The organism is Hymenobacter monticola (assembly GCF_022811645.1).
In the GTDB taxonomy this organism is placed as follows: Bacteria; Bacteroidota; Bacteroidia; order Cytophagales; family Hymenobacteraceae; genus Hymenobacter; species Hymenobacter monticola.
Genome location: NZ_CP094534.1, coordinates 2,690,426 through 2,715,692, shown reverse-complemented (window position 1 = coordinate 2,715,692; position 25,267 = coordinate 2,690,426). Strand labels below are relative to the sequence as shown.

Below are 25,267 nucleotides of genomic sequence, written 5' to 3'. Positions count from 1 at the left end.
AAAGACCTTTCAACTGGAACCTTTTTCTGCAAACGTGATGCACAAGCTTTACACCTCTGCCCTTCTCCTTTTCGCGGCGCTGCTGCTCGGTGCCTGCGCTTCTTCGGTTCACATCAAGGCGCTGGCACCGGCGGCCGTGCCTATGCCGGCCAACCTGCAAAGCGTGGCCACGGCCAACCGCATTATTCCCGAATCGCGCCGCGACAAGTTTTTTGATGTGCTCGAAGGCGCCTTCACCGGCGAAGGTCTGGGCGTGGACCGCGCCGGGGCCGACGAGTGCGTGAACGTGGTGGGCCAGGCGCTGGCCAACAACAGCTACCGCTTCAAGGTGACGCAGGCACAGCTGCAGCTACTGGGCCGCAGCCGCGAGTTTTTTCTGCCGCCGCTAGCGCCGCGCTATGTGCAGGACCTTTGCCGCCGCACCCAGGTGGACGGCCTCGTGGTGCTTGAAGCCTTCGACTCGGACATGGCCCTGAGCCACACCAACGGCTTTCGCACCTATAAAGACAAGGAAGGCAAGGAGCAGAAAGTCCCCACCGTGCAGGTGGAAATGATAATGAAAATTGTGAGCGGCTTTCGCACCTACGGCGCCCAGGGCTTCGTGCTCGACCAGGCCCGGCAGGAGGACCAGCTGGTGTTTCGGGGCGAGGGCGACACCTACCAACAGGCCCTGCGCCAGCTGCCCCCGCCCCAGGAGTGCATCCGACGGGTGGCGCAGCGGGCCGGCGACGGCTACGCGCGCCGCATCGCGCCTTCCTACATCGACCTGCACCGCGACTATTTCACCTCGGCCAAGAAAGACACGCGCATGAAGGAAGCCGCCCAGCGCGCCGAAGCCGGCGACTGGGCCGGCGCGGCCACGCTCTGGCAGCAGTCGGCCCGCCAGCTCGACCCCAAAATTGCCGGCCGGGCTTTTTACAACTTAGCCGTGGCCAGCGAGGTGCGTGGCGACCTGCCCGGCGCCATCGACTGGGCCAAGAAATCGGCCTTTACCTGCAACAATGGACAGGCTCGCTCCTACCTGCGCGTGCTGAATGACCGCATGCAGGCGCAACAGGTGGTGCAGGAGCAGCTTAAGAGCGTGCCGTCTTCCAATTAATTATCTGCATTGCATGCTTCTGCGCATTATCGGACTGCCCTTTTTCGGCTGCTTTTTAGGAATCGCTCCGTTTTCGGCACAGGCTCAAGCCCCTGTGCCATGGCCCACCACCCAAATCGATTCTGTGGCTTCGGTGCACATGCCATACGCCGGCTCTTACGACGATGAATTGAGTTCTTCCGGGGTCACGCTCTTCACAACGAGTACTTCGGATAATAATTTCGATGCCCTGGTTTTTGTGCCCGCGCCCCCTGCTTACCCCTTAAAACCGGGACAGGTATGGGTGCCCAACGTCGAGCAGTTTCTGGCGCAGCTTATGCGCCTGCCGGATGCCGCTTTCACCAAAGCCAAGCTCAAAACCAGCTTTCCTGTTACGCTGCCTTCAGCACCTGGCGGCCGGGCCATGCACCAGCTATACAGCGGCTTCGATGAGCAGCACCAGCTGCCCGCCGCGCTGGAACTGACTTGGGTGGTGGTGGGGGCCAAACTTTACGTGTTTCGCTGCTCCTATTCGTTGCCACAGGAGCAAGAGGCCATCGAAGATGCCAAGCATTTCTTCAGCACCATTGCGTTCAAACCTAGTCAGCCGTAGGATTTTACGAGCAGAATCCCTACCTTTGCGGCCCGTTTGCCCCCGACGTTGGGAGCAAACGGGCCATTTTTTTATCTTCTCAAAAACACTTTTTTATGAAAAGCCTCGAGATTGTAGGGTTTAAAAGAGCGAATCTCGGTAAGACTGAGTCCAAAGCTTTGCGTTTGGATGCTCAGGTACCGTGCGTGTTGTATGGCGGCAAAGATGTGGTGCACTTCTCGGTGCCCGCCATCCTGTTCCGCGAGCTGTTGTACACGCCGGAGGCTCACATTGTGGACCTGAACGTGGAAGGCACGCTCTACCGCGCCATCGTGCAGGATGCCCAGTTCCACCCTGTGAACGAAATGCTGCTACACGTTGACTTCCTGGAGCTGCAGGAAGGCAAAGAAGTGAAAATGGAAATCCCCGTGAAATTCGTGGGCGTTTCGCCGGGCGTGCTGGCCGGTGGTAAACTGGTGAGCAAGCTGCGCAAACTGAAAGTGCGCGCCGCCGCCGAAAACCTGCCCGACTACGTGGAAGTGAACATCAGCGGCCTGGAACTCGGCAAATCCATCAAGGTGGGTGCTGTGGAAACCAGCAACTACACCATCCTGACCAACGCCGCGGCTCCCATTGCCACCATCACCATCCCGCGTGCGCTGAAAGGCGAAATGGCCGCCAATCGCTAGTTTGTCTGAACCGCAGATTTAACGGATTAAACGAATTGCACAGATTCTTTTATCCGACAATTTGTGTTTCGACCAAAAAGCCGCTCCAAGTTTGGGGCGGCTTTTTGTTTGAGTGAGTAAGTGTTCCGCATTTTGCTACGCCAAATAGCAGCAGGTTCTGAGCATTGATGCCGAAATCTGTGTAATCCGTTTAATCTGTTAAATCTGCGGTTTAGATGAAGTTTCTTGTTCTTTGCCTGGGCAACATTGGCCCCGAGTACACCGACACGCGCCACAACATCGGCTTCATGGTGGCCGATTACCTGGCGGCCAAATTTGACGCGCCGCGCTTTGAAATTGGCCGGCACGCCTACACCACCGAATTTAAGCACAAAGGCCACACCTACGTGCTGGTGAAGCCCACCACCTACATGAACCTGAGCGGCAAAGCCGCCGCGCACTGGTTGGCCACGCTGAAAATTCAGGCCGAAAACATGGTAGTGGTAACAGATGACTTGGCTTTGCCCTTTGGCAAGCTCCGGCTGAAAGGTCAGGGCTCGGCGGGCGGGCACAATGGGTTGAAGGATATTCAAGCCACGTTGGGCACCGATGTCTACGCCCGATTGCGCTTTGGCGTGGATGCCAATTTTCCCAAAGGCCGGCAGGTGGATTATGTACTGAATCCGTTTTCAGCCGATGAGCAAATTGAATTGCCTACGCGCATTGAAAAAGCAGGCGAGGCGGTTTTAGCGTTTGGTTCTATGGGATTGGAGCGGGCCATGAATGTGGTGAATGTGAAGTAAAATGCAGTTTGTCATTGCAAGCGCAGCGAAGCAATTCGTCCTGGTCTCAGCGACAAGCCTAATGATGTGAAAAAGCCAATTAAAAAGCCCCGGCACCAATGCGGTACCGGGGCTTTTTGGTTAAAGGATGTATCTGGCTTTAAGAGGACGGATTGCCTCGGCTACGCCTCGCAATGACAGGCGGGAATTACGCCACGCCGCTGCCGTTGCGCACGGGCGCGCTGGGCTGCATGAGCGCCAGCGTGCCATCGGCATTTTCGGCCATGAGCAGCATGCCCTGGCTTTGGATGCCTTTGATTTCGCGCGGCGCCAGATTCAGCAATACCTGTACCTGCTGGCCAATGAGGGCTTCGGGAATGAAATATTCGGCAATACCGCTCACGATGGTGCGCTGCTCTAATCCTACATCAACGGTGAGTTTGAGCAGTTTTTTGGTTTTGGCTACTTTCTCGGCGGCTACGATGGTACCAATGCGCAAATCCATTTGGCCGAAATCGTCAAACGATACGTCTGATTTAGCCGACGTCACGGGTGTATTGGCCAATTGATTTTCCTTTTTGGTATCGAGCAGCTTTTGTACCTGCGTATCAACCACGGCATCTTCAATTTTAGCGAATAGCAAGGCGGCCTCGCGCAATTGGTGGCCGGAAGTAAGCGCATCGCGACGGCCGGCGCTGGCCCAATTGCCTAATTCCGCATTTAGCATATCAGCCAGCTTTCGCGCCGACTCGGGCAGGAAAGGCTCCAGCAACGGGGCCAGTGCGGCCGCAATTTGCAGGGCCACGTGCAGCACCGTGCCGGTGCGTGCCGCATCCGTTTTAATGAGGTGCCAGGGCTGCGTTTCGGCCAGGTATTTATTTCCCAAGCGGGCTAGGTTCAATACTTCGGCCAGCGCGTCGCGGAAGCGATAATTCTCAATCAACTCGCCAATTTTCGCGGGAAAGTCGGCTAGCTGTGCAAAAGCATCTTCGTCGATAGCAGTCAGCTCACCCAGTTCCGGCACTTTGCCTTCGAAGAATTTGTGCGTGAGCACAGCGGCACGGTTCACGAAATTGCCGAGCGTGGCTACCAATTCGTTGTTATTACGCGCCTGAAAATCCTTCCAGGTAAAATCGTTGTCTTTGGTTTCGGGGGCATTGGCGCAGAGCACGTAACGCAGCACATCGGCCTGGCCCGGAAAGTCGGCCAAATATTCGTGCAGCCACACGGCCCAGTTGCGCGAGGTGCTGATTTTATCGCCTTCCAGATTCAAAAATTCATTGGCGGGCACATTATCCGGCAGCACGTAGTCGCCGTGCGCTTTCAGCATTACCGGAAAAATAATGCAGTGGAAAACGATGTTGTCTTTGCCAATGAAATGCACCAGCTTGGAATCCTTGTCTTTCCAATAGGTTTCCCATTCGTCGGGGAAGGCTTCCTTGGTGGCCGAGATGTAGCCGATGGGCGCATCAAACCACACGTAGAGCACTTTGCCTTCGGCGCCGGGCACCGGCACGGGCACGCCCCAGTCGAGGTCACGCGTCACGGCGCGGGGGTGCAGGCCTTGGTCAATCCAGGACTTGCACTGGCCGTACACGTTGGTTTTCCAGTCGTTTTTGTGGCCTTCCACTATCCATTCGCGCAGCCAGGGCTCGTACTGGTCGAGGGGTAAAAACCAGTGCTTGGTGTCGCGCAAAATGGGCTGCGCGCCGCTGAGCATGCTGCGCGGATTAATTAATTCCGTTGGGCTGAGCGAGGTGCCGCAGCGCTCGCACTGGTCGCCGTAGGCGTTTTCGTTGCCGCAGTTGGGACAGGTGCCCACGATGTAGCGGTCGGCCAGAAACTGCTGGGCCTTTTCGTCGAAATATTGCTGCGTGGTTTGTTCAATGAACTTGCCTTCGTTGTTGAGCTTGGTAAAAAACCCGCTCGAAACTTCGGCGTGCGTGGCCGACGACGTGCGCGAATACACGTCGAATGACACGTTGAATTCTTTAAACGAATCCCGAATTAGCGCGTGGTATTTGTCCACTACTTGCTGCGGCGTCACGCCTTCTTTCTGGGCGCGAATGGTGATGGGAACGCCGTGCTCATCGGAGCCGCAAATGAATTTCACGTCGCGCCCCGCCGACCGCAAATACCGCACGTAAATGTCGGCCGGTAAATACACACCCGCCAGGTGGCCAATGTGCACGGGTCCATTGGCATAGGGCAATGCGGCGGTAACGGTATAACGTTTGGGAAGAGATGACATACAAAACAAGAAAAAGAAACGGTTTACAAAACGTAATTTCTTAAAAAAAACGAATCAACTAACCGCAGAAAACAACTTACCAGTAAAAACAGGCTGGTTTATTTCAACCTAAAAACATGCGAAACCGTTTGACAACTAATTCATTTTATATTTGAGCGGAGCCAAATAAGATTGGTGTACAAATAAGCACTTCCATCCCACCCTTTTCACCTTCATTCAACCATTTTTTTTACATGAAAAAACCTGCTTCTCCGTCGCAAACGGAAAAACGTGCCAAGCGTACGCCGGAAGAAAAAGCGGCCCGTAAATCGGCGAAAAAAGCCGGGCGTGCTTCCGCTGACCTGAGCGATGACCGGGCCAGCAAAAAAGCCAGCCAGAAAAAGTCGCTCAAAACGGCCGCTAAGCAATTGCAAAAAGAGTTGAACAACCGCATGAGTGAGGTGGTGGCTCGCATCCGCAAAGAAACGAAAGCCAAGCTGAAGGAAGTGGTGAAAGAGGCCACGCGCCGCCTCGACAGCGATACCGAGCGCATGTTTGAGGAAGCGCTGCACACCATTGTGCGCCACTACGACTCCGTGCCCGGCCCGGCTGCCGGCTCCAACGGCGCCAGCTCATCCAAGGCCGATGGTGGCCGCAACTCGGGCCACGGTGGCAAAAAAGGCCAAACCCTGAACAAAGACGGCACGCCCCGCAAGCCACGCGCCACCCGCACCGAGGGCGATGATTCTGCCTCTGATGATGCCGCAGAGCCGGCAGCTCCCGCCGCGTCCCGCGGCCGTAAGCCCGCCGCCGCCGCGGCTCCTGCCCGCCGCGGCCCCAAGCCGGGCACGCCCGCTACCGGCGCCAAGCGCGGCCCCAAGCCCCGCACCCAGGCCGCACCCGAGCCCGAAGCCACCGGCCTGCTCAACTCTGCCGACAGCCCCAGCACCGGCGAGGTCAGCGCATAACCTATCTCCTGTAAGAAGACGCTTTTGTTGAAAAAGCCCGCTCCGGCAATCGGGGCGGGCTTTTTTTGATGAGGGCGGGCACTACGGCCGGCGGATAGCGGTGTCGACGGGTGGGTCGTAGTTGAGGCGCTGCATGCGCGTTTCCGGCGTGGTGTTGTTGGGGTCGTTGGTATTCACGTTTTCGATGCGCTTCTGCCGGTTGATGTCGGCGGCTTGCTCGCCCAGGCGCACGCGGTTGGGCGTGGCATCGGGCAACTCGCGGCCGCCAACGGCGCCTGTGCCGTTGCTGTTGTAGATGGCGCGGCGGTCAGCGTCGGAATTCACCGACGTGGGCACGGCGGTTTCGGCGGTTTGCTCGGTGGCGGTGCAGGCCGAAAGCGCCAGCGCCAGGCAAAATGCCAGCCACGAGCGGCTCGGCGTCATTGGAAAGTGTTTCATGGCTGCGCCTGGAAAGTCAGCCGGAACAGGCTGCCCACTTCAAACGCGACACAGCCCCTTGTGGTTGGCTGAATTTAAGCCAGTGCGGCGCGCGGCCGGCCGAGCTTCACACCGTCCCAGAGGGCCATGCGGGCTTCCATGCAGCGGATGGCCACTTGCTGGGCCTCCAGCCAGCGCTCGGGAGCATCGCCGCACAGCTCGCGCACCATTTGCTGGGCCAGGGGGGCGTGCACGTCCTCGTCAAGCTCGATGTGGCGGTTGAGGTAGTACGTGAACGTGTCGAGCTGGCCGGGAAAACGGCTGCCCAGGTCGCTCACCAACTGCCGGAACATGTCCGGAATCAGGTCTTCGCGGCCAAACGTGAAAGCGGCGGCCACCACGTGCGGCTTGCCGGTATTGATGATGTCAAAGGTGGTGAGCACAAACTCGCGCGCCGAAGCGGGCGCGTCGGCTATTTCCAAAGCCCGCTCAATGGAGCGGCCGTCGGCCACGGCTGCCACCAGCCGCCGGATGGGCGCGGTATTGGCCCCGCACTCCTCCATGGCGCGCACGAACAGCTCAAAATGGCTGGTGGCCTGGCCCTGCTGGTCTACGTCCGATTCTTCTTCCAACACAATTTCGTTGATGAGGCGCCGCATGGCGGAGCCGGCCGTGGGCACCCAGGGCACTTCCACACACGTCAATTCCTTCTGCAACGCCTTGAGCAGCGACATGAAGTCCCACACCGCATACACGTGGTGCTCCATGAAGCGGCGCAGGTCGGCGAGGCTCTTCACGCTGTGGTAAAGGTCGTTGTTGAGCAGCAGGCGACGGGCAGGCGCCATTTCTTGCTGTAAAAATGCGATGGGGTCCGAAACGGTTTTCATTGCGCTGGAAAGAAGAGTTTAATTATTCCGAGGAATATATATCACAAGCACACCGTCGTTATGGCCATGCACTTATGTGCATCAACGAAATAGCCCCTGCGAATGGTTTTCGCAGGGGCTATCATTTGTTAATTTTCTCAGAATAATGCAGTCAGCTCTATTTTTTCTTCTCAAATACGAGGGCATTGCCATCCATGCAGTAGCGCTGGCCGGTGGGCTTGGGGCCGTCGTCGAACACGTGACCGAGGTGGCCGCCGCACTTGGCGCACACTATCTCGTCGCGGCTCATGCCGAAGGTGTTGTCGGAGGCCACTTTCACGCTGTTATCGGTGGCCGGGGCGTAGAAGCTGGGCCAGCCGGTGCCCGACTCAAACTTGGTGTCGGAGGTGAACAGCAGGTTGTGGTCGGCGGCGCAGTAATAGGTGCCGGCGGCGTGGTTGTCGTGGTATTTGCCGGTAAAGGCGCGCTCGGTGCCTTTTTCGCGCAGGATGTAGTATTGGTCGGGCGTGAGCAGCTTTTTCCATTCGGCCTCGGTGTGGCGCACCGGGAATTCGTCGGGCTTGCCGGTCACGGGCTTGGGCTGGAAATAGGTTTTGCCGCCCACGGTGCGGGCAGGCGGCGCGGTGTTGACGGCCACGTCGCGCTTCTGCGAGCAGGCAACGTTGAGGGTGAGCACCGAAACAAACAGGAACAACAGAGAAAAACGCATGGATTGGGGGCGGGCTTGAGTGAAGAGTGGCCTACATACGACGCGGGGCCGTGGTTTGGTCGGCGGGGTAGACGAAAACCTGGCGGGAACCTTACACCCCGGCTAAGCCATTTAGGGCGACGTGCTTGGCTTCAAAGCAGCGCCGTCGGAGCACGCCGCGGCTGGCTGCGTGTTAATAGTTGAGTACCACAAGGCTTTGCGCTAATTTATCCGTACCTTTGCACCCGCAAAACCAACCCTTATGGCCCAGAATATCCGGAACATTGCCATCATCGCTCACGTTGACCACGGCAAGACCACCCTGGTGGATAAGATTATCCACGCATCTAAAATTTTCGACGCCCACCAGCAGTTCGACGACCTCATCCTCGATAACAACGACCTGGAGCGCGAGCGCGGCATTACCATCGTTTCGAAGAACGTATCGGTACGCTACAAAGACGTTAAAATCAACATCATCGACACCCCTGGTCACGCCGACTTCGGCGGTGAGGTAGAGCGTGTGTTGAAGCTGGCCGACGGCGTGCTGCTGCTCGTGGATGCTTTTGAGGGCGCCATGCCGCAGACCCGCTTCGTGCTGGGCAAAGCCATCGACCTGGGCCTGAAGCCCATCGTGGTGGTAAACAAGGTAGACAAGGAAAACTGCCGCCCCGACGAGGTGCACGAGCAGGTGTTCGACCTCATGTTCAACCTCGGCGCCACCGAAGACCAGCTGGACTTCGTGACGCTGTACGGCTCGAGCAAGCAAGGCTGGATGAGCACCGACTGGAAGGTGAAGACCGACAACATTACGCCCCTGCTGGATGCGGTGCTGGCCTCGATTCCGCCGGCACCGAACCTGGAAGGCACGCCCCAGATGCAGATTACCTCGCTCGACTACTCGTCGTTCGTGGGCCGCATCGCCATCGGCCGCGTGCACCGCGGCACCCTGAAAGAAGGTGCTAACATGAGCCTGATGAAGGCCGACGGCAGCATCAAGAAGGTGAAAATCCGCGAGTTGCACGTGTTCGAAGGCTTGGGCAAAAACAAGGTTTCGGAAGTGAGCAGCGGCGAAATCTGCGCTGTGTCGGGCATTGAAGGCTTCGACATTGGTGACACGCTGGCCGACTTCGAGAACCCGGAGGCCCTGGAGCGCATCAGCATCGACGAGCCGACGATGAACATGCTGTTCACCATCAACAACTCGCCGTTCTTCGGCAAGGAAGGCAAGTTTGTGACCTCGCGTCACTTGCGTGACCGTCTGTTCAAGGAAACCGAGAAAAACCTGGCCCTGCGCGTGCAGACGACCGATAAGGAAGACACCTTCCTCGTATTCGGCCGCGGCATTCTTCACTTGTCGGTACTCATCGAGACCATGCGTCGCGAGGGTTACGAACTGCAGGTGGGCCAGCCCCAGGTTATTTTCAAGGAGGATGACAACGGCAAGCGCCTGGAGCCCATGGAATTGCTCGTGGTAGACGTGCCCGAGGAAACCGCTGGCAAGGTGATTGAGCTGGTGAGCATGCGCAAAGGCGAAATGACCATTATGGAGCCCAAGGGCGACCTGCAGCACCTGGAATTCCGCATTCCTTCGCGCGGCCTGATTGGCCTGCGCAACAACGTGCTGACTGCCACCGGCGGCGAGGCCATTATGAATCACCGCTTTATCGATTTCGAAGAGCACAAGGGCCAGATTCCGGGCCGCATCGCGGGTTCGCTGATTTCGCTGGAAACCGGCCCCGGCACCGCCTACACCATCGACAAGATGCAGGACCGCGGCTCGTTCTTCGTGGACCCGGGCGAGGAAGTGTACGCTGGCCAGGTAATTGGCGAGCACACCCGCCCCAACGACCTGACCATCAACATTCAGAAAGGCAAGAAGCTGACCAACATGCGCGCTTCCGGCTCCGACGAAAACGCCAAGATTGTGCCCAAGCGCCAGTTCTCGCTGGAGGAAGCCATGGAATACATCCAGAAGGACGAGTACTTGGAAGTAACGCCGAAATCGGTGCGCATGCGCAAGATTTTGCTCGACGAGAACGAGCGCCTGCGCTACGCCAAAACGGCCGAGTAATTGTTCTGAACTGAATAATTTTGAAGAGGGCGCGACTTTGGTCGCGCCCTTTTTCATTCACCCAAAAGCTACTATTATGAATCAAGAGAATCTGAGCCGTTTCGTGCAGCTGTTTACCCTCAATGATGCAGACGCTATCCAGCGCGTGAGCGAGCGGCTGGCGCTGGCGTTGCGTGACCCGGCAGCTTACCAGGAGCAGTTTGCGGAAGAATTGGACGAGCGCGGCATCACGGCGGCCATGAAATTGCCCGAGCAGGAAGTGCGCGACATCGCCCTAATTGATGCACTGTCGCTGGAGGACCTGGCCTGGGAAAATGACTGGAAGGAAGATGCCGCTGAAATGGCGGAAGGCCTTAATGAGATACTGACGCGGCAACAGCGCGGCTATGTGCTGCCGACCAGCACGCTGCCCGGCGGCCACAACCGCAACGCGGAGGCCTTGGATGCCTTGCAGGACGCCCTGGAAGCGAAGGGCTTGGCGCTCGTTTTATTTTCCTTGGACAGCGACTCCTACCCGCTGGGTGTAGTGGCCGACGCGCAGGCAGAGGAAGCGCGCCAACTAGCGAAGGAACTGGGCTTTAACCTCACTGTTTACTGAGGCCGCCGGGCTTGAAATCAGTTTCTTTTCAAGCAGATGGTAGCGAAGGAAATCACGCCGTAGCTTGCGCTTGCTTTGCTATCCACCTGCCTGATTTCTATGCCCAAACCTCTATTCTCAATTGCGCTCGCGCTTGGCCTGACTGCCGCAGGCACTGCACAAGCACAGGACGCGGCTTCCGCCATGGTAGCCAACCCTTCGACCGATGCGTACCGCCTGACGGAGCGCGGCTTCGACGATGCCTACGGGTTCAACGACACCGCGCGGGCCGTGATTCATTTGTTTTACGCCAAGTGGAAAACAGGCAAAAAAATCATGCAGTACGCCGGTGTGCCGGTGCCGGTGGTGAGTGTCGTGGGCAAGCACTATAATCCCGACCCGCGCACCTACAACGTAGCCCCGAACTACAGCTCCTACTATTACGACCCCTGGGTAGCGCCAGTGGCTTTCAGCCTGTTGGGCGTGTCGGCCTTTGGGTTTGGCAAGGCCACGAAGTGGAACCGGCGGCAGCTTTATGCGGCCATTCGCACCTACCGCGCCACCCGGCGGCTGCCGGCTTTTGTTACCCCTCAGCTGCTGGCGCTGCATTTGGCAGCCATTACCGGCGGCTTGGCCGGGCCGGGTCGCTAGTGCGCCGGCCCTATCGGCGCTGGCGCACGGCCTCAAACGCCAGCACGGCGCCGGCCACGCTCACGTTCAGCGAGTCGATGCGGCCCATCATGGGGATGATGATGGTTTCGTCGCAGGCGGCCTGGGCGGCGGGCGTCAGGCCGTCGGCTTCGGTGCCGAGGACGAGGGCCGTGGGTTGGCGGAAGTCGCACTCGAGGTAGGAATGCGCTTTGGGCGTGAGGGCCGCGGCGTAGCTGCGGATGCCTTTCTCGCGCAGGAAACCCAGAACTTCGGCCATGGGGGCGGCCACCACGGGCACTGAAAACACACAGCCGATGCTGGAGCGGATGGTGTTGGGGTTGAAGAGGTCGGTGCGCGGGTCGCCGATGAGGACGGCGTCGACCGGGGCGGCGTCGGCGGTGCGCAGGATGGCGCCAAGGTTGCCGGGCTTCTCCACGGCTTCGAGCACGAGGACGAGCGGATTGGCGGGCAGGCGCAGGTCGGAGAGGGTGCGGGCGGGCGTCTTCAGCACGGCCAGCAGGCCGTCGGAACCTTCGCGATAGGCCACTTTCTCGAAGACTGGGCGGCTGACCTCAAACCACTCGGGCGCGTCTTTCTTGCCGGCAAACAAGCTTTTCAATTCGGCTAAGCCGGTTTCGCCGGCCAGCTCAGGGCAGGTATAGAAGGTGGCGACAGGCACGCCGGCATCGACGGCGATGCTGAGCTCGCGCAGGCCTTCCACTAGCGTGAGGCCCAGGGCGCGCCGCTCGGTCGACTTCTGCTGCAGCTTGAGCAGCTGCTTGATGCGGGGATTCTGGGGGCTGCTGAGGCGGTCAGAGGGGGCAAAGGGCATGGGCGCAAAGATACCCGGCGGCGGGCGCGGGCCAACCCTGACGGCCGCGCGGGCGTAGGGCGGGCCATTACCTTCGCCGTTAATGAAATCAAAAGTTGACCCTAAAATCATCATCGGGCTGGCCCTGGCCGTGGGCGTGCTGCTGCTCACGGCAGCGGCCTCGTTCTGGAGCATCCGGGGCCTGAAGGTGCAGACCGAGCGCGTGCAACATACCTACCAAGTGCTGCAGGAGGCCGAAGCCATCACGGCTGTGCTCAAGGACGCGCAGGCCGGCACCCGCGGCTACCTCCTCACCGGCGACACCGTGTATCTGACACCCTACAGCGTGGCCTCCAACCAGTTGCCTAAAGCTCTGGAGCGCATGGTGGCCCTCACGGTGGACAACCCCGCCCAGCGGGCGCGCCTCGACTCGCTGCAGGCGCTGGTGGAGCAGGAGTTTCGCATCCTGCGCCCGCTCACCGAAATCAAAACTTCCATGAGCCGGTCGGCCATGCAGACGCTGCTCGACACCGACCGGCAAACCCTGAAGCAGGTGCGCATGCTGTACGCCCGCATCCGGCGCAACGAGCTGGCGTTGCTGGCCCAGCGCACCGAGCTGCAGGACGTTTTCGAAAAAGCCACGCCCATCGTGGTGCTGGTGTCGGCGGTGCTGGCGGTGGTGATTGTGGTGTGGCTGGTGCTGAAAATTGTGCGGGAGCTGGCCGACAACCGCCGCCTGCAGGGCGAGCTGGCCAGCGTGAACGCCGAAGTGAGCCGGCGCATTGCCCAGATTCGGGGCCTGGCCGAGCAGGTGGTGCAGGGCGACTACACCGTTAAAATCACCGATTCGGGTACTGATAACCTCGGCAGCCTGGCCGCCTCGCTCAACCGCATGACCCAGACGCTGGACGAAAGCTTCAGTGCCCTCGAAAAGCGCAACCAAGAGCTCGACCAATTTGCTTACGTGGCCTCGCACGACTTGAAGGCGCCCTTGCGGGGCGTAACCACCATTGTGAAATGGATTGAGGACGAACTATCAGCCGAAATCTCGCCCCAGCTGCGCACCTACCTCGACCAGATGAAGGGCCGCCTCAGCCGCCTCGAAGACCTGATAAACGGCCTGCTGGCCTACGCCCGCGTGGGCCGCACGGCCCAGCCGCCCGCCCCCGTGGACGTGGCGCAGCTGCTGGGCGAAGTGGCCGAGCTGGTGGTGCCGCCCAACTTCACGCTGCGCATCGGCCCCGACATGCCCACGCTGGTCACCGACCGCCTGGGCCTGCAGCAGGTATTTACCAACCTGCTTTCGAACGCCGTGAAGTACCACCACCGCGGCGCCGGCCGCCTCGACATAACCTGCCGCGACATTGGCCGCTGCTACGAATTCCGGGTGCAGGACGACGGACCGGGCATTGCGCCGGAATATCACCAGAAGATTTTTCTCTTGTTCCAGACCCTGCGCGACCGGCACACGGCCGAAAGCACGGGCATCGGCCTGAGCATTGTGCAGAAAATTATTGACGAGCACAAGGGCTCGATTCGCGTGGAGTCGGCACCGGGCCAGGGCGCCGGTTTTATCTTTACGTGGCCGAAGTAAACTTCGCCCCGCGGGAACCTGTCTGACCCGTATTACCCTTATGCAGGGCCCGCTTTTGAGCTGGCGGGCTCCTTATTACTTGTAGATTATGCGTTCTGTTTTACTCGTCGAAGACGACCTTTTTGATACCATGACGGCGGAGAAGTCCTTCGCCAAATTCAACGTGCCGCACCAGCTGCACACCGCGTTCAACGGCGAAGAAGCCCTCGACCTGCTGCTGGGCCGCAACGGCACCGAGGCCCTGCGCCCGCTGCCCGAAGTCATTTTGCTCGACTTGAACATGCCGCGCATGAACGGCGTCGAATTCCTGACCGAGCTGCGTGCCAACCCCGATTTTCAGCACATTCCGGTGTTCATCACCACCACGTCGAGCATGGACGTGGACCGGCTGAACACCGAGGAGCTGGGCATCAGCGGCTACATTCTCAAGCCCCTGGACTTTGAAACCGGCACCGACCTCTCCGACAGCCTAAGCCTGCTGGAGAAGCTGCTGAACTAAGGCCGCGGCGGCACCCAGCCTTTCACCTGGCCTTCACCAAGGCGCGTTGAATTTGTAGCAACTTCCGGTGGTTTCATTTTTCGAGGAGCCGCGGAAGAGCAGACCCTGCGGGCCGGGCTCAACATATTTGCCGGCCCTTGCTACCTTGTCTGGGCTCCGTGCCGTTTCTACTGCCTTAGTTATGAGAATTCCCGTTGCTTTTTCGGCGTTGGCCGTGGTGCTGCTTGGTGGGCCGGCGGCCCATGCGCAAGACGATGGCCCGCGCCAGCTGGGCGCGCCGCCGGCCGTGCCCACCGCCCCCAGGCCGCGCCCGGCGCCCGCCCCGCGCCAGCTCGATGCCGTGCCCGTGGCCCCGCCCGACACGGCGCGCCGCGCCGCTGCCGCCCCGGCCCCGCAGGCCGCCCCGGCGCCGGTGTATGCGCCCACCCCGGCGGGCCAGCTGCCGGGCAGCAACACCCGCCCGCCCCGCTTCCAGGTGGGCCTGAAAAACGGCATGGTGTACAGCGCCAACGACGTGGAAACCAAAAATCCCCTGTTTGGCCGCTCCTATCTGCTGCTCGATGGGCAGCGCAAGTTTGAGCTGGCCGAGGTGGGTTTTTACGAGGACGAAACGGGCCACTACGTGCGCACCAACCTGCCGGGCTCGTCGCGCGAGACCACGCTGCGCCGCGAGAAAACCGGCCGCATCAGCCTGTATTCCATCACCACCACGCAGTATGCATCGGGGCCGGGCGGCTTCGGCTACCCGGGGTATGGCTACGGCGGGTACGGCTACGGCGGTTTTGGCGGCTACCCCTACGGCGGCTACCGCACCGTCAAAACCGAGTACTTCTCGAAAGACAACGGCCCCATCCAGAACCTCACCCCGCGCAACCTGATGCTGGCCACCAGCGACAACGCCGGGGCTCAGCAGTTGTTGTCTGAGGCACAGCGCTACCAGCGGGCCAGCGTGGCCAGCTACGTGGTGGGCGGCGGCCTGCTCATAGCGGGCTTGTACCAGAGCATTCGGCCCACGGATGCCGGCCGCAACATCTCCCCGCTGGTGTACGCGGCCCTTCCGGTGCTCATCGTGCCCATTGTGCTCCAAGGCAAGCTTGCTAGTAACCAGCGCCAAGCCATTTCGCTGTACAATGCCGGCAAGTGAGGACGACCGTAGAGGAATTGTCATTGCGAGCGTAGCGAAGCAATCCGTCCTGTTAGCACCAGAAACGCTCTTTTATTAGAGAGCCCCGGTACCGCAAGGGTGCCGGGGCTTTCCATTTGAGCTTGTCACATTTGAAGGCTGGTCGCCAGGAACAGGACGGATTGCTTCGCTGCGCTCGCAATGACAGGTTTGCACTCCCATCGGCAACCCCTACCCTGCCCGGCCGCGTAGGGCAAGGATGAAACTGCCCGCTTCCGCTACCGACGCCTCGGCCACCGATTTTGCCGCTCGTCAGGCCAAGGCCCTCCTGGTGCACGAGCGGCTGTGCGCCGAGTACGGGGCGCCCTTCCGCTTCTTCAGCACCAAAGACCCACTGAGCGAGCTGGTGAGCGCGCTGCTCTCGCACCGCACCAAAAACGCCGACTCGCACCGCGCCTACCAGGAGCTGACGGCTACTTTTCCGGACTGGGCGGCCGTGCGCGACGCGCCTACCGAGGCAGTACAGCACGCCATTCGGGCCTGCACCTGGCCCGAGCAAAAGGCGCCCCGTATCCAGGCAGTGCTGCGCGAAATCAGCCAGCGCTGCGGGTCGGACGCGCCGTGCTCGCTCGATTTTCTGGCCGAGATGCCCGTACCCAAGGCCCGCGCCTGGCTGGAAAGCATCAGCGGCGTGGGACCGAAAACCAGCGCAGCCACGCTGCTTTTTAGCAACCTGCGCATCCCAGCTATGCCCGTGGACAGCCACCACCACCGCGTGGCCCAGCGCCTGGGCCTCATCGGGCCGAAGGTGGGCGAAGCAGCGGCCCACAAGCTGCTGGAGGCCCTGCTGCCGCCCGGCTGGGACGCCCAGCAGGTGTACGACCACCACGAGGCGCTGATGTTTCACGGCCAAAAGTGCTGCTACTTCAGCGGGCCGGCCTGCGGGCGCTGCGTGGTGCTGGACCAGTGCCCGTTTGGGCAGGCGCGGATGGGCGGGTAGTGGGGTGGTGAGGTGGTGAGGTGGTGAGGTGGTAGAAAGAACGTCATGCCGAGCGCAGCCGAGGCATCTCGCGTGCGCAACGCAATTATTCTAATTGCAACGACGCGAGCGAGATGCCTCATCTGCGCTCGGCATGACGTTCTTTTGGTGTTCAAAATAATTGCAACGCATGATTCTGCACCTACGCGCCAAGCCCAATGCCCGGCAAAACCAGCTGTTGCGCGCGGCCGATGGCAGCCTGACTGTGCGCCTGCAAGCCCCGCCACAGGAAGGGCAGGCCAACGCCGTGCTGCTGGCCTTTCTAGCTGCCACTTTTGGCGTACCCAAGAGCCGTGTAACGCTGTTGAGCGGGCATACGGCCCCGTTTAAGAAAGTGGAGATTGAAGGAGTGAGCGAGGCGGAAGGCGAGTTGGTGCTGGCCCAGGTGTCCTCGCTCAAATGAACCGGCTGCTGGCAAGCCCTCGCTGGGTGCTAACTTCCCGCTCGGATTTTTCAGCCCTCCCCTACCGCTATGTCTGCCGACCTCCAGCCGCTGCTCGACGCCCTGCAATTTTCGCCCGACAACCTGCCCCTGCGCCAGCACTTGGCTCGTCAGCTCAACGCCGCCGGCCGCCACCAGGAAGCCGAAACACTGAGCCGCGAAGGCCTGCGCCAGCATCCCACCGACGATGCCCTGCGCCTGAGTTTGGCCGAAGCCTACTTTGCCAGCAACAAGCACTCGGCCGCCTTCGTGGTGGTGGAAGAGCTGCTGGACCAGCAGCCCGACAATGCCGCCGCCCACCTGCTGCACGCCCGCCTGCTGCTGGCCGCCGGCCAACCCGCCGAAGCCAGTGAGGCCTACGCCCACGCCCTCGAACTGAACCCCGGCCTGGCCGACCGCGACCTGGGCCAAGCCCTGGAAGCCGCAGCGCCCGCCAAACGCGTGCCCACGCCCGCCGGCGGAGGCTACCGCCCTGCCCCCTCGCCCGACGAAAACGAGCCCAGCGCCCAAGCCAAACTGCTGGGCCTAGAGCGCCCTAAAATCAACTTCTCCGACGTGGGCGGCATGGAGGCGGTGAAGGAAGAAATCCGCCTCAAAATCATTCACCCGCTGCAATTTCCCGACCTGTACAAGGCCTACGGCAAGGCCAGCGGCGGCGGGCTGCTGCTCTACGGCCCGCCCGGCTGCGGCAAAACTCACCTGGCCCGTGCCACGGCCGGCGAGGTGCAGGCCAGCTTCATTAGCGTGGGCATTGCCGACATTCTGGACATGTGGCTGGGCAACTCCGAGAAAAACCTGCACCAGCTGTTTGAGCTGGCCCGCAGCCAGGCGCCGTGCGTGCTGTTTTTTGACGAGGTGGACGCCCTGGCCGCCAACCGCCACGACCTGCGCCAGAGCGCCGGCCGCACCGTCATCAACCAGTTTCTGGAGGAGCTGGACGGGGCCACGCGCTCCAACGAGGGCGTGCTCATCATGGCCGCTACCAATGCGCCCTGGCACCTCGACCCCGCCTTCCGCCGCCCCGGCCGCTTCGACCGCATCACGCTGGTGACGCCGCCCGACGAGCCGGCCCGCGCCGCCATCCTGGACATTCTGCTGCGCGGCAAGCCGCTGGCGCCCGGCGTGAACACCGCCGCCGTGGCGGCCCGCACCGCCGGCCTGAGCGGCGCCGACCTGATGGCGCTGGTGGACGGCGCCGTGGACGTGTGCCTGCGCGCCTCCATGCGTAGCGGGCGCCCCCTGCCTATCGAGCAAAGCCACCTGCTCGACGCCGCCAAGCTGGTGAAGCCCAGCACCAAGGAATGGTTTGCCACGGCCCGCAATTATGCGCTGTACTCGAACGAGGGCGGGCTCTACGACGATATTCTGGTGTACTTGGGGGTGAAGAAGCCGGGCGGAGCGTGATGGCCGACCTGAATGTTGCCGTGCAGCAAGCGGCCCAGCTCCTCGACCTGCATCGGCCCGAGGAAGCCGCCACCCTGCTTCACCGGGTGCTGGCGCAGGAGCCCCGCCACGCCCACGCTATGCGGCTGCTGGGCCTGAGCTTACTGGACCGCGACGACCACGCCGCCGCTGTCGAAGTGCTGCGCCAGGCCGTGGCCCTCGATGCCCAGCACCCGCACGGCCACGCCTGCCTAGCCGAAGCCGAAACCGCGCTGGCGAACTGGGGCGCGGCGCGCCTGGCCATTTCGGAAGCCTTGCGCCTGGCCCCTGAGCACGCGCCGTTTCACGGGCAAATGGCCCAACTGGAGTTTGCCCAGCTTCGTTTCCGGCAGGCGCTGCGGGCGGCCCGCGCGGGCTTGGCGCTCGACCCTACCGAAGCACTGTGCCACAGCGTGCAGGGCCGCGCCCTGGCGGCGCTGGGCCATGGCGAGGCCGGCGCGGCCCTGCTCACCGATGCCCTGGCCCACGCTCCGAACAGCGCGGCCCTGCACACCAACCTCGGCCTGACGCACCTGGATGCGGGCCAACACCAGGAAGCGCGCACGCATTTTGCCGCCGCCCTGCGCCAGCAGCCCAACGACGACGTGGCAAGGGCCGGGCTGCTGCAAGCGTTCAAGCACAAGTTCTGGCTGTACCGGGTGCTGAGCCGAAGCCGTCGGCATATGAGCAAGCGGGCTCCCAACAGCAGCTTCTGGCAGCTGAGCCCCGGCACCCGCGCCGTAGTGGCCCGGCTGCTGGTACCCGCCCTGGCCGTGGGCTTGTGGCTGGTGGGCCGCGCCACCGGGGTTTTCGACGCCGATGCCAGCCTGCGCGACGCCTGGAATTTCCTGCTGCTGGTGCTGGCGGTGCTGGCTTTGGTGGTGCTGACGCTCAGGTTCAGCTTTTTGTCGCTGGTGCGGTTTGATGCCGACGCCCGCCACCTGCTGAGCGCGCGGGAAGCCGCCAACGTCAACCTTTTCTGGTTGTTTCTGGCCGCCGGCGCCGTGGTAGCGGCGGCAGTAGCGGGCCCCACCACGCGTGTGGGCATCCTTCTGCCGCTGGGTTTGGCGGTGGCCACCCCGCTGCTGGCCAACCGCGGCCTACCGCCCCAGGCGGGCTGGCGCTGGTCGTGGACCTGGGCCGGGCTGCTGGCGCTACTGGGCTACTGGGTGGTGGGGCTCGTGGGGTCCAATCCGGGCGAGGTTCGTTTTGGCCTGGGCTGCGTGGGTGCCGCGATGGTGCTCTACACCCTGGTTTTTGAGTTTTATCAACCCATCAAATAGCTTTCGGAGGCCTTCTTTCTACTATGCTTCCCACTTCACCCAGTCCGCCGTCGCTGGCCAGCATCTGGCAATTGCTGGAGCTGCGCCGGCCAGCGTTGGCCGAAGCCGCGGCCCGGCAGCGGCTGGCGGCCGACCCCACCGACAGTGAGGCCCTGCTGGCGCTCACCGAAGCCCAGCTGCAGCAAGGCCAGCTAGCTGAAGCGGCCGACACGGCTACGGCCGCCATCCGGGCCGAGGCCAATGCGCCCGAGGCGCACTTTGCGCTGGCCCAGGCGCTGGGCCGCCTGGGCCACCTGCCCCGTGCCGAAGCCGCTGTGCGTGAGGCCTTACGCTTGAGCCCCCGGCGGCCCCGCTACCATGCGTTCAGAGCACAGCTTTTCTACCTGCAGCGCAGCTACTACGCGGCCATTGACTGCGCCGAAGAGGGCCTGGCGCTGGCCCCCGAGCACGCCGACTGCCTGCTGTGGCGCGCCCTCGCGCAAGAAAGCCTCTACCAGCCCGCGGCAGCCAACGACAGCTTCGACCGCCTGCTGCGCGTGGCCCCCGAAAGCGCGCTGGTGCACGCCCGGCTGGGCCGCGTGCTGCTGCACCGCTACCAGCCCGTCGCGGCCGACCACCACCTCACCGAGGCCCTGCGCCAGAGCCCTGGCTTAGCCGCCGAACTGGTGCCCCTGCTCCGGCGGGCCCGCCGTCGGCAACTGTGGCCCGACTGGTTTTTGCGCAGCGAAAAACGGGGCGCCGAACGGCGCGCCCGGGGCCTCGACCCCGGCCTGGGCGTGCTCCTGAACCGGATATGGGCCACGGGGGCGGTGGCGCGGGCCTGGTGGCACACCCGGCACGACCCGTTGTTTGCTCTCACGCCTGCCCAACGCTGGCGGCGTTGGCAGTTCCTGTGGACTTCGCTTATTATCGTGGTGCCCGTTCTGATATTGGTCGGCGATTATTTCAAGCTCTTCAACGCCAGCAAGCCGCTGACCATCTTCCAAATGCTGGGGCTGCTGGCGGTGGGCGGCCTCTTTCAACTCGTTATTCACCTGCTGGGCAAAAAGGCTAATTCTCAATTGTGAATTCAGCGCCCGCACCACTTACCGCCGTGAATCATTCCGACACTGACTACCTGCCCCGCGTGCAGCTGCTCTTGAGCCAACAGCGCCACGCCCTGGCCGCCCAGGAGCTGCGCCGCCAGCTCACGCACGACCCGCACGATTTTGTGGCCCACGCCCTGCTGGCTGTGTGCCTGCTGGAGCAGGAGCAGCTGGCCGAAGCCAAAGCGGAAGCAGAACTGGCCATTCATCTGGCACCGGAGTACGACTTTGCGTTCTACGCGCTGGCCCTGATTGAGCACCGCCAGCACCACCCCAAGGAAGCCCTGGCCGCCATCAACGAAGCCCTGGCCCTCGACCCCAACGACGCCGACTACTACCACCTGTTGGGCCAACTGCGCCTGCAAAGCGGACAGTGGCAGGCCGCTCTGCAAGCCGCCCAAACCGGCCTCGGCGTCGATGCCGAGCACGCCGGGCTGCACGGCCTGCAGGCCCGCGCCCTGGCCCGCCAGGGCCGCACCCACGAAGCCGACTCGGCCGCCCGCTCGGCCCTGAGCTACGCGGCCAGCAGCAGCCACACCCAGGCGCAGGCCGGCTGGGTGGCCCTCGAAACTAACCGCCCTAAAGAAGCCCTGGAGCACTTCCGCGAAGCCCTGCGCCTCGACCCCGAATCGGACTTTGCCCGCGAGGGCCTGGTGGAAGCGCTGAAGGCGCGGTATTGGGTGTACCGGTCGTTTATGCGGTTCGTGTACTGGTCGGGCACGCTCAGCGACGGGGTGCGGCGCGGCATGTTTCTGGGGGCCTACGTGGTGGTGCGCTTCGTGCCGGTGCTGCTGCCGCTATACCTGGCCTTTGTGTTTATGAGCTGGTTTTCCGACGTGCTGTTCGAAAGCCTGCTGCGTGTCAGCGCCTACGGCCGCCTGGCCCTGAGCGAACGGCAGACGCGGCACTCCAACCAGTTTCTGGGGCTGCTGGCGGTGGCGCTGGGCGGGCTGGGGCTGCGGCTGGCCGTGCCCGGTCTGTCGGGTGCCAGCACGCTGAGCATGGTCGCACTCGGGCTGCTTTTCCCATTAGCGGGCACCTGGCGACTGCCAGAGCATACCGTGGCCTGGCAACGCTCACGCTGGGCGGGCTTTGGGCTGGCCGCCGTAGGGCTGCTGGCCGTGATGCTAGAGGTGCTGGGCCTCGAAGGCGGCTACCTGGCCTTCGGCGCCTTCCTCATCGGCACGCTGATTTACACCTGGGTTTTCGCCCTGCGGTAAGCTTACTTCTTCCGTTTCCAGCGGTAGTATTTGCGGTACCAGGTCGAGGTTTTCTTGAACAGGCTGCTGGTCGATTCGTTGGGGAACATGTTGACCCTAAACACCTGCATCCGGTCGTCTTCGATGGTGAGGCCGCCGGTATCGGTCGAAACCCCTAGCGCGAAGCCAGCGGCCCGCACGGCCTCTTTCACGTCTTCGTTGAGGTCGCCGAAGGGGTAGGCAAAGCTGACGATTTCGGTTTGCAGGGCAGTTTCCAACGCGGCTTTGCTTTGGCTGATTTCGGCGGCAGCTTCGGGCAGCGGCAGGGTGCTCAGGCGCGGGTGGCGCATGGTGTGGGCCCCAATTTCCCACCCGGCGGCCACGAAGGCGCGCTTCTGCTCCGGGCTCATGATGTCGCTGCGCGGCTCTGTGGGGTCGGCGTCCACGTCCCACTGGTTATAGCGCACATCGAAATCACCCAGTAGGTAGAGTACGCCGCGGTAGCCGTACTGCTGCATAAGCGGCAGCAGGTTGGTGTAATTGTCCGTGTAGCCATCGTCGAAGGTGAGGATGATGGGGCGGGTGGGAAAATCACGTAGCGGCCGCTCGCCCCGGGCAAATTGCAGGTAGTCGGCGAAGGTGATGGGCGTGAGCTTGCGCTGTTGGAAATACGCCAGGTGCTTTTCGAAATTCTCCTTCGTGACGTAAATCTGGTGCTTGGTGGCCAGCGGCGCATCGGGGATTTTGTGGTACATCAGCACCGGGATGTAGCCGATGCCCGCCTTTTGCATGCGCGCGGCCTGGTACACTTCCAGCACGCGGGCGGCCACGCGGGCTAAGTCGTAGCGGGCCCTCACCTGCTGCTGCAACGCGGCCGAAACCGGCTGCGGCGCTTGCAGAAACACTCGCGCATCGGCCAGCACCGCCGCAAAGTCGACCGCCGTGCCCGCCTGCCGGGCCGAGATATCGCCAAAATTGGAAGCGGCCGCCGCCGCAAAAGTTGCTTCCGACACCAGCCCAGCGTAGCTGGCCTCGCCCAGCGCCAGCACCGGCCGGCCGGCGCCCAGCGCCTCAATGGCCACGCGCCCGGCCCCAACTGTCAGCGTGGTGCGGGCCAGCCAACCCGCCACGTCATCGGTGAAGCCCACGACTTCGACCCGCGCGTCAAACTCAGCCTGCAGCTGGGTTAGCGCGGTTTTGCCCACCGCCGGCAAGTGTTCCAGCTCGCCCCCGATGAGGGCCACCCGCAAGGCCGGGAACTGGCGCAGCAGCACCGGAAACACCTGCGTCAGCAGCGCCGCCGCCCGCTCGCCCTTGCCCCCGTTGAAGCGCCCGATGAAGGAGACGCGTAGGGCCGCCTCATCGGCCGGCAGGGGCGGCGGGCCGAAGGCGACGCCGTTGGGAATGGCAGCTATTTTGGCGGGCGCCATCTTTACTTCCGCGGCAAGGTGCTCGCGCAGGTTTTCGCAAATGGCAATGACTTTGTCGCCGTAGATGTCGAACAGCGAGGTGGAGGTGTGCAAGTGCTGGCGGCCGTGCACAGTGCTCACCAGCGGCACGCTCAAGCCGCGCAGGGCCAGGTAGCTCACCCAGCTGGCGGCCCGCGAGTGTGCGTGCACCACGTCTATTTGCTCTTGCCGCACGAGTTGCCGGATGGTGCGCGCGTTGCGCAGGCGCTGGCCGTAACGACGGTTCACAATGGGCGCCTTCAGCTGCGTGGCCCCGGTGGGCAGCTGGTCGGAGTCGGACAGCAGCCACACCTGGTGACCTTGGGCGCGGTGCGCTTCGGCCAACTGCACGGCGTAGGCCACCGAACCCGCAAAAAACTCAGCCGAAAGGACGTGAAGGATGCGCATGGGGCAAAGGTAGGGCAGGAGGGTAAGGGGGTAAGAGGACCTGAGTTGGTAGCGCCACATCCTATCCTCCTACCCTCCTACCCTAGCAATCTTATCCCCAGGCCCGGCCGGCCACGTTGTCCATGTATTTTTGTCCGCTGCCGGTGTTCAGGAGCAGGATGTTTTCGTGGGGCTGGATTTCGCCAGTGGCGAGGAGCTGGCGGGCGGCCGTCCAAACAGCCCCGCCTTCGGGGGCTACGAAGAGGCCTTCGTGCTGGCCCAGGTCGCGCATGCCGGCCAGCATGCCTTCTTCGCTCACGCTCACCACCGTGCCGCCGGATTCGCGCAGCACGCGCAGCATCATGTTTTCGCCCAGGGGGTGGGGCACGGCCAGGCCGTTGGCCAGCGTGGCGCGGCCCTGGTAGGCATGGCAGTTGGGCTGACGGCCCTCGTAGGTTTCGAGCAGCGGGCAGCAGTTTTCGGCTTGCACGGCCACCATGCGCGGCAATTTTACCTCGGGCGCGAGCCAGCCCAGCTGCTTCATTTCCTGAAACGCCTTCCAGATGCCGATGAGGCCGGTGCCCCCGCCGGCGGGGTAGAGCAGCACGTCGGGCAGCGTCCAGTTCAGCTGTTCGGCAATTTCGTAGCCCATGGTTTTCTTGCCTTCGAGGCGGTAGGGCTCTTTCAGGGTCGAAATGTCAAGTAGGGCGCCATCGGCATTGCGCTGGCGCACGCGGGCGCCGCAGTCGCTGATGAGGCCGTCCACCAGCTCTACTTCGGCCCCGTACCAGTAGCACTCCTCTTTGAAAGCGGCGGGCGTGTGGCGGGGCATTACCACCACCGCTTTCAAGCCGGCGCGGGCGCAGTAGGCGGCCAGGGCTACCCCGGCATTGCCGGCTGTGGGGATGATGCAGCCTTCAACACCCAGCTCTTTGGCCTTGGAAACGGCCATGCTAAGGCCGCGCGCTTTAAACGAACCGGTGGGATTTTGGCCTTCGTCCTTGAGGGCAAGGGATGTCAGGTCGTAGCGCGCGGCCAGGCGCGGCAAGCGCAGCAGCGGGGTCAGGCCTTCGCCTAGGGTGACTTTGTTTTCTTCGTGCAGCAGCGGCAGCACGGCGCCGTAGCGCCACATGGAGGCATCGGCCTGGTCGACGACGGCGCGGCTCAGGGGCTCGTGCAGGTCGTAATTGGCCACCAAGGGCACGTGGCAGCAGGCCGATACCCGCTGCAAGTCGAAGGCAGAATATTCGGTGCCGCAGGCGGAGCAGTGCAGCGTCGCGAGGCGGGAAAGGGATTCGGAGGCGACCAGTTTCATGGGGCAAA

24 protein-coding genes are annotated in these 25,267 nt (G+C 62.4%); 17 read left to right on the top strand and 7 right to left on the bottom strand.

The window, feature by feature from the left end; all coding sequences use genetic code 11:
- The first annotated feature begins 37 nt into the window (after positions 1-37).
- The 4 genes from MTP16_RS11320 to pth all read left to right on the top strand — a co-directional run bounded on the left by MTP16_RS11320 (position 38) and on the right by pth (position 3,141).
- Entirely contained in the window at positions 38-1,099 is a 1,062-nt protein-coding gene (locus tag MTP16_RS11320; protein ID WP_243519798.1) for a DUF6340 family protein, read from the top strand.
- A 124-nt stretch (positions 1,100-1,223) separates the two neighbouring features.
- Positions 1,224-1,691: a hypothetical protein gene (locus MTP16_RS11315; protein WP_243519796.1), complete on the top strand. Its 468-nt coding sequence runs from the start codon at positions 1,224-1,226 to the stop codon at positions 1,689-1,691.
- 95 nt (positions 1,692-1,786) lie between these two features.
- A complete protein-coding gene (locus MTP16_RS11310) occupies positions 1,787-2,359 on the top strand; it encodes a 50S ribosomal protein L25/general stress protein Ctc (RefSeq protein WP_243519794.1) in 573 nt (190 codons plus the stop codon).
- A 215-nt stretch (positions 2,360-2,574) separates the two neighbouring features.
- Positions 2,575-3,141: an aminoacyl-tRNA hydrolase gene (gene pth, locus MTP16_RS11305; RefSeq protein WP_243519792.1), complete on the top strand. Its 567-nt coding sequence runs from the start codon at positions 2,575-2,577 to the stop codon at positions 3,139-3,141.
- A gap of 187 nt (positions 3,142-3,328) precedes the next feature.
- On the opposite strand, the gene metG is transcribed toward pth, so the two are convergent.
- Complete coding sequence (gene metG / locus MTP16_RS11300; protein ID WP_243519790.1) at positions 3,329-5,371, bottom strand: methionine--tRNA ligase; 2,043 nt, start codon at positions 5,369-5,371, stop codon at positions 3,329-3,331.
- A 233-nt stretch (positions 5,372-5,604) separates the two neighbouring features.
- Here metG and MTP16_RS11295 point away from each other — a divergent pair, with 233 nt between their 5' ends.
- Positions 5,605-6,318 carry a hypothetical protein gene (locus MTP16_RS11295; RefSeq protein ID WP_243519788.1) on the top strand — a complete coding sequence of 238 codons (714 nt, stop codon included), beginning with the start codon at positions 5,605-5,607 and terminating at the stop codon, positions 6,316-6,318.
- An 81-nt stretch (positions 6,319-6,399) separates the two neighbouring features.
- Here the strand turns inward: MTP16_RS11295 and MTP16_RS11290 are convergent, their stop codons facing one another.
- The 3 genes from MTP16_RS11290 to msrB all read right to left on the bottom strand — a co-directional run bounded on the left by MTP16_RS11290 (position 6,400) and on the right by msrB (position 8,331).
- On the bottom strand, positions 6,400-6,756 hold the full coding sequence (locus tag MTP16_RS11290) for a hypothetical protein (RefSeq protein ID WP_243519786.1): 357 nt from the start codon (positions 6,754-6,756) through the stop codon (positions 6,400-6,402).
- 74 nt (positions 6,757-6,830) lie between these two features.
- The gene (locus MTP16_RS11285; RefSeq protein ID WP_243519784.1) at positions 6,831-7,622 is read right to left on the bottom strand and encodes a DUF3050 domain-containing protein; all 792 of its coding nucleotides are present in this window, start codon (positions 7,620-7,622) and stop codon (positions 6,831-6,833) included.
- Between the two features lie 157 nt (positions 7,623-7,779).
- The gene (gene msrB / locus MTP16_RS11280) at positions 7,780-8,331 is read right to left on the bottom strand and encodes a peptide-methionine (R)-S-oxide reductase MsrB (protein ID WP_243519782.1); all 552 of its coding nucleotides are present in this window, start codon (positions 8,329-8,331) and stop codon (positions 7,780-7,782) included.
- 241 nt (positions 8,332-8,572) lie between these two features.
- Here msrB and typA point away from each other — a divergent pair, with 241 nt between their 5' ends.
- From typA to MTP16_RS11265, 3 genes are all read left to right on the top strand, one after another.
- Positions 8,573-10,384 (top strand): translational GTPase TypA, encoded by a 1,812-nt coding sequence (gene typA, locus MTP16_RS11275; RefSeq protein ID WP_243519781.1) that lies wholly within the window; start codon positions 8,573-8,575, stop codon positions 10,382-10,384.
- Between the two features lie 76 nt (positions 10,385-10,460).
- Positions 10,461-10,982 carry a DUF6630 family protein gene (locus MTP16_RS11270; protein WP_243519779.1) on the top strand — a complete coding sequence of 174 codons (522 nt, stop codon included), beginning with the start codon at positions 10,461-10,463 and terminating at the stop codon, positions 10,980-10,982.
- A 99-nt stretch (positions 10,983-11,081) separates the two neighbouring features.
- Positions 11,082-11,612, top strand: coding sequence for a hypothetical protein (locus MTP16_RS11265; RefSeq protein WP_243519777.1), 531 nt, complete (start codon positions 11,082-11,084; stop codon positions 11,610-11,612).
- A gap of 10 nt (positions 11,613-11,622) precedes the next feature.
- Here the strand turns inward: MTP16_RS11265 and MTP16_RS11260 are convergent, their stop codons facing one another.
- Positions 11,623-12,444 (bottom strand): TrmH family RNA methyltransferase, encoded by an 822-nt coding sequence (locus MTP16_RS11260; RefSeq protein ID WP_243519775.1) that lies wholly within the window; start codon positions 12,442-12,444, stop codon positions 11,623-11,625.
- A gap of 82 nt (positions 12,445-12,526) precedes the next feature.
- Between MTP16_RS11260 and MTP16_RS11255 the strand changes: the two genes are divergently transcribed.
- From MTP16_RS11255 to MTP16_RS11215, 9 genes are all read left to right on the top strand, one after another.
- The gene (locus MTP16_RS11255; RefSeq protein ID WP_243519772.1) at positions 12,527-14,017 is read left to right on the top strand and encodes a sensor histidine kinase; all 1,491 of its coding nucleotides are present in this window, start codon (positions 12,527-12,529) and stop codon (positions 14,015-14,017) included.
- Between the two features lie 88 nt (positions 14,018-14,105).
- Positions 14,106-14,516 (top strand): response regulator, encoded by a 411-nt coding sequence (locus MTP16_RS11250; RefSeq protein ID WP_243519770.1) that lies wholly within the window; start codon positions 14,106-14,108, stop codon positions 14,514-14,516.
- 181 nt (positions 14,517-14,697) lie between these two features.
- Positions 14,698-15,660: a hypothetical protein gene (locus tag MTP16_RS11245; RefSeq protein ID WP_243519768.1), complete on the top strand. Its 963-nt coding sequence runs from the start codon at positions 14,698-14,700 to the stop codon at positions 15,658-15,660.
- A gap of 238 nt (positions 15,661-15,898) precedes the next feature.
- The gene (locus MTP16_RS11240) at positions 15,899-16,639 is read left to right on the top strand and encodes an endonuclease III domain-containing protein (RefSeq protein ID WP_243519766.1); all 741 of its coding nucleotides are present in this window, start codon (positions 15,899-15,901) and stop codon (positions 16,637-16,639) included.
- 169 nt (positions 16,640-16,808) lie between these two features.
- A complete protein-coding gene (locus MTP16_RS11235) occupies positions 16,809-17,081 on the top strand; it encodes a DUF167 domain-containing protein (protein ID WP_243519764.1) in 273 nt (90 codons plus the stop codon).
- Positions 17,082-17,150: 69 nt separating this feature from the next.
- Complete coding sequence (locus MTP16_RS11230) at positions 17,151-18,524, top strand: ATP-binding protein (RefSeq protein WP_243519762.1); 1,374 nt, start codon at positions 17,151-17,153, stop codon at positions 18,522-18,524.
- Positions 18,524-19,825 (top strand): tetratricopeptide repeat protein, encoded by a 1,302-nt coding sequence (locus tag MTP16_RS11225; RefSeq protein WP_243519760.1) that lies wholly within the window; start codon positions 18,524-18,526, stop codon positions 19,823-19,825. The genes MTP16_RS11230 and MTP16_RS11225 overlap by 1 nt, the downstream gene beginning before the upstream one ends.
- A 23-nt stretch (positions 19,826-19,848) precedes the next feature.
- Positions 19,849-20,892: a tetratricopeptide repeat protein gene (locus MTP16_RS11220; protein ID WP_243519758.1), complete on the top strand. Its 1,044-nt coding sequence runs from the start codon at positions 19,849-19,851 to the stop codon at positions 20,890-20,892.
- Between the two features lie 26 nt (positions 20,893-20,918).
- On the top strand, positions 20,919-22,130 hold the full coding sequence (locus MTP16_RS11215) for a tetratricopeptide repeat protein (protein WP_243519756.1): 1,212 nt from the start codon (positions 20,919-20,921) through the stop codon (positions 22,128-22,130).
- A 2-nt stretch (positions 22,131-22,132) separates the two neighbouring features.
- On the opposite strand, the gene MTP16_RS11210 is transcribed toward MTP16_RS11215, so the two are convergent.
- Positions 22,133-23,965, bottom strand: a complete 1,833-nt coding sequence (locus MTP16_RS11210) for a polysaccharide deacetylase family protein (RefSeq protein WP_243519754.1) — start codon at positions 23,963-23,965, stop codon at positions 22,133-22,135.
- A 91-nt stretch (positions 23,966-24,056) separates the two neighbouring features.
- A complete protein-coding gene (locus tag MTP16_RS11205; protein WP_243519752.1) occupies positions 24,057-25,259 on the bottom strand; it encodes a threonine synthase in 1,203 nt (400 codons plus the stop codon).
- Positions 25,260-25,267: the final 8 nt, after the last annotated feature.

What these genes read in the sequence shown, in the direction of transcription:
- MTP16_RS11320 (WP_243519798.1), top strand. Translation starts at nt 38, where the DNA reads ATGCACAAGCTTTACACCTCTGCCCTTCTCCTTTTCGCGGCGCTGCTG.
- MTP16_RS11310 (WP_243519794.1), top strand. Translation starts at nt 1,787, where the DNA reads ATGAAAAGCCTCGAGATTGTAGGGTTTAAAAGAGCGAATCTCGGTAAG.
- pth (WP_243519792.1), top strand. Translation starts at nt 2,575, where the DNA reads ATGAAGTTTCTTGTTCTTTGCCTGGGCAACATTGGCCCCGAGTACACC.
- metG (WP_243519790.1), bottom strand. Translation starts at nt 5,371, where the DNA reads ATGTCATCTCTTCCCAAACGTTATACCGTTACCGCCGCATTGCCCTAT.
- MTP16_RS11295 (WP_243519788.1), top strand. Translation starts at nt 5,605, where the DNA reads ATGAAAAAACCTGCTTCTCCGTCGCAAACGGAAAAACGTGCCAAGCGT.
- MTP16_RS11290 (WP_243519786.1), bottom strand. Translation starts at nt 6,756, where the DNA reads ATGAAACACTTTCCAATGACGCCGAGCCGCTCGTGGCTGGCATTTTGC.
- MTP16_RS11285 (WP_243519784.1), bottom strand. Translation starts at nt 7,622, where the DNA reads ATGAAAACCGTTTCGGACCCCATCGCATTTTTACAGCAAGAAATGGCG.
- msrB (WP_243519782.1), bottom strand. Translation starts at nt 8,331, where the DNA reads ATGCGTTTTTCTCTGTTGTTCCTGTTTGTTTCGGTGCTCACCCTCAAC.
- typA (WP_243519781.1), top strand. Translation starts at nt 8,573, where the DNA reads ATGGCCCAGAATATCCGGAACATTGCCATCATCGCTCACGTTGACCAC.
- MTP16_RS11270 (WP_243519779.1), top strand. Translation starts at nt 10,461, where the DNA reads ATGAATCAAGAGAATCTGAGCCGTTTCGTGCAGCTGTTTACCCTCAAT.
- MTP16_RS11265 (WP_243519777.1), top strand. Translation starts at nt 11,082, where the DNA reads ATGCCCAAACCTCTATTCTCAATTGCGCTCGCGCTTGGCCTGACTGCC.
- MTP16_RS11260 (WP_243519775.1), bottom strand. Translation starts at nt 12,444, where the DNA reads ATGCCCTTTGCCCCCTCTGACCGCCTCAGCAGCCCCCAGAATCCCCGC.
- MTP16_RS11255 (WP_243519772.1), top strand. Translation starts at nt 12,527, where the DNA reads ATGAAATCAAAAGTTGACCCTAAAATCATCATCGGGCTGGCCCTGGCC.
- MTP16_RS11250 (WP_243519770.1), top strand. Translation starts at nt 14,106, where the DNA reads ATGCGTTCTGTTTTACTCGTCGAAGACGACCTTTTTGATACCATGACG.
- MTP16_RS11245 (WP_243519768.1), top strand. Translation starts at nt 14,698, where the DNA reads ATGAGAATTCCCGTTGCTTTTTCGGCGTTGGCCGTGGTGCTGCTTGGT.
- MTP16_RS11240 (WP_243519766.1), top strand. Translation starts at nt 15,899, where the DNA reads ATGAAACTGCCCGCTTCCGCTACCGACGCCTCGGCCACCGATTTTGCC.
- MTP16_RS11235 (WP_243519764.1), top strand. Translation starts at nt 16,809, where the DNA reads ATGATTCTGCACCTACGCGCCAAGCCCAATGCCCGGCAAAACCAGCTG.
- MTP16_RS11230 (WP_243519762.1), top strand. Translation starts at nt 17,151, where the DNA reads ATGTCTGCCGACCTCCAGCCGCTGCTCGACGCCCTGCAATTTTCGCCC.
- MTP16_RS11225 (WP_243519760.1), top strand. Translation starts at nt 18,524, where the DNA reads ATGGCCGACCTGAATGTTGCCGTGCAGCAAGCGGCCCAGCTCCTCGAC.
- MTP16_RS11220 (WP_243519758.1), top strand. Translation starts at nt 19,849, where the DNA reads ATGCTTCCCACTTCACCCAGTCCGCCGTCGCTGGCCAGCATCTGGCAA.
- MTP16_RS11210 (WP_243519754.1), bottom strand. Translation starts at nt 23,965, where the DNA reads ATGCGCATCCTTCACGTCCTTTCGGCTGAGTTTTTTGCGGGTTCGGTG.
- MTP16_RS11205 (WP_243519752.1), bottom strand. Translation starts at nt 25,259, where the DNA reads ATGAAACTGGTCGCCTCCGAATCCCTTTCCCGCCTCGCGACGCTGCAC.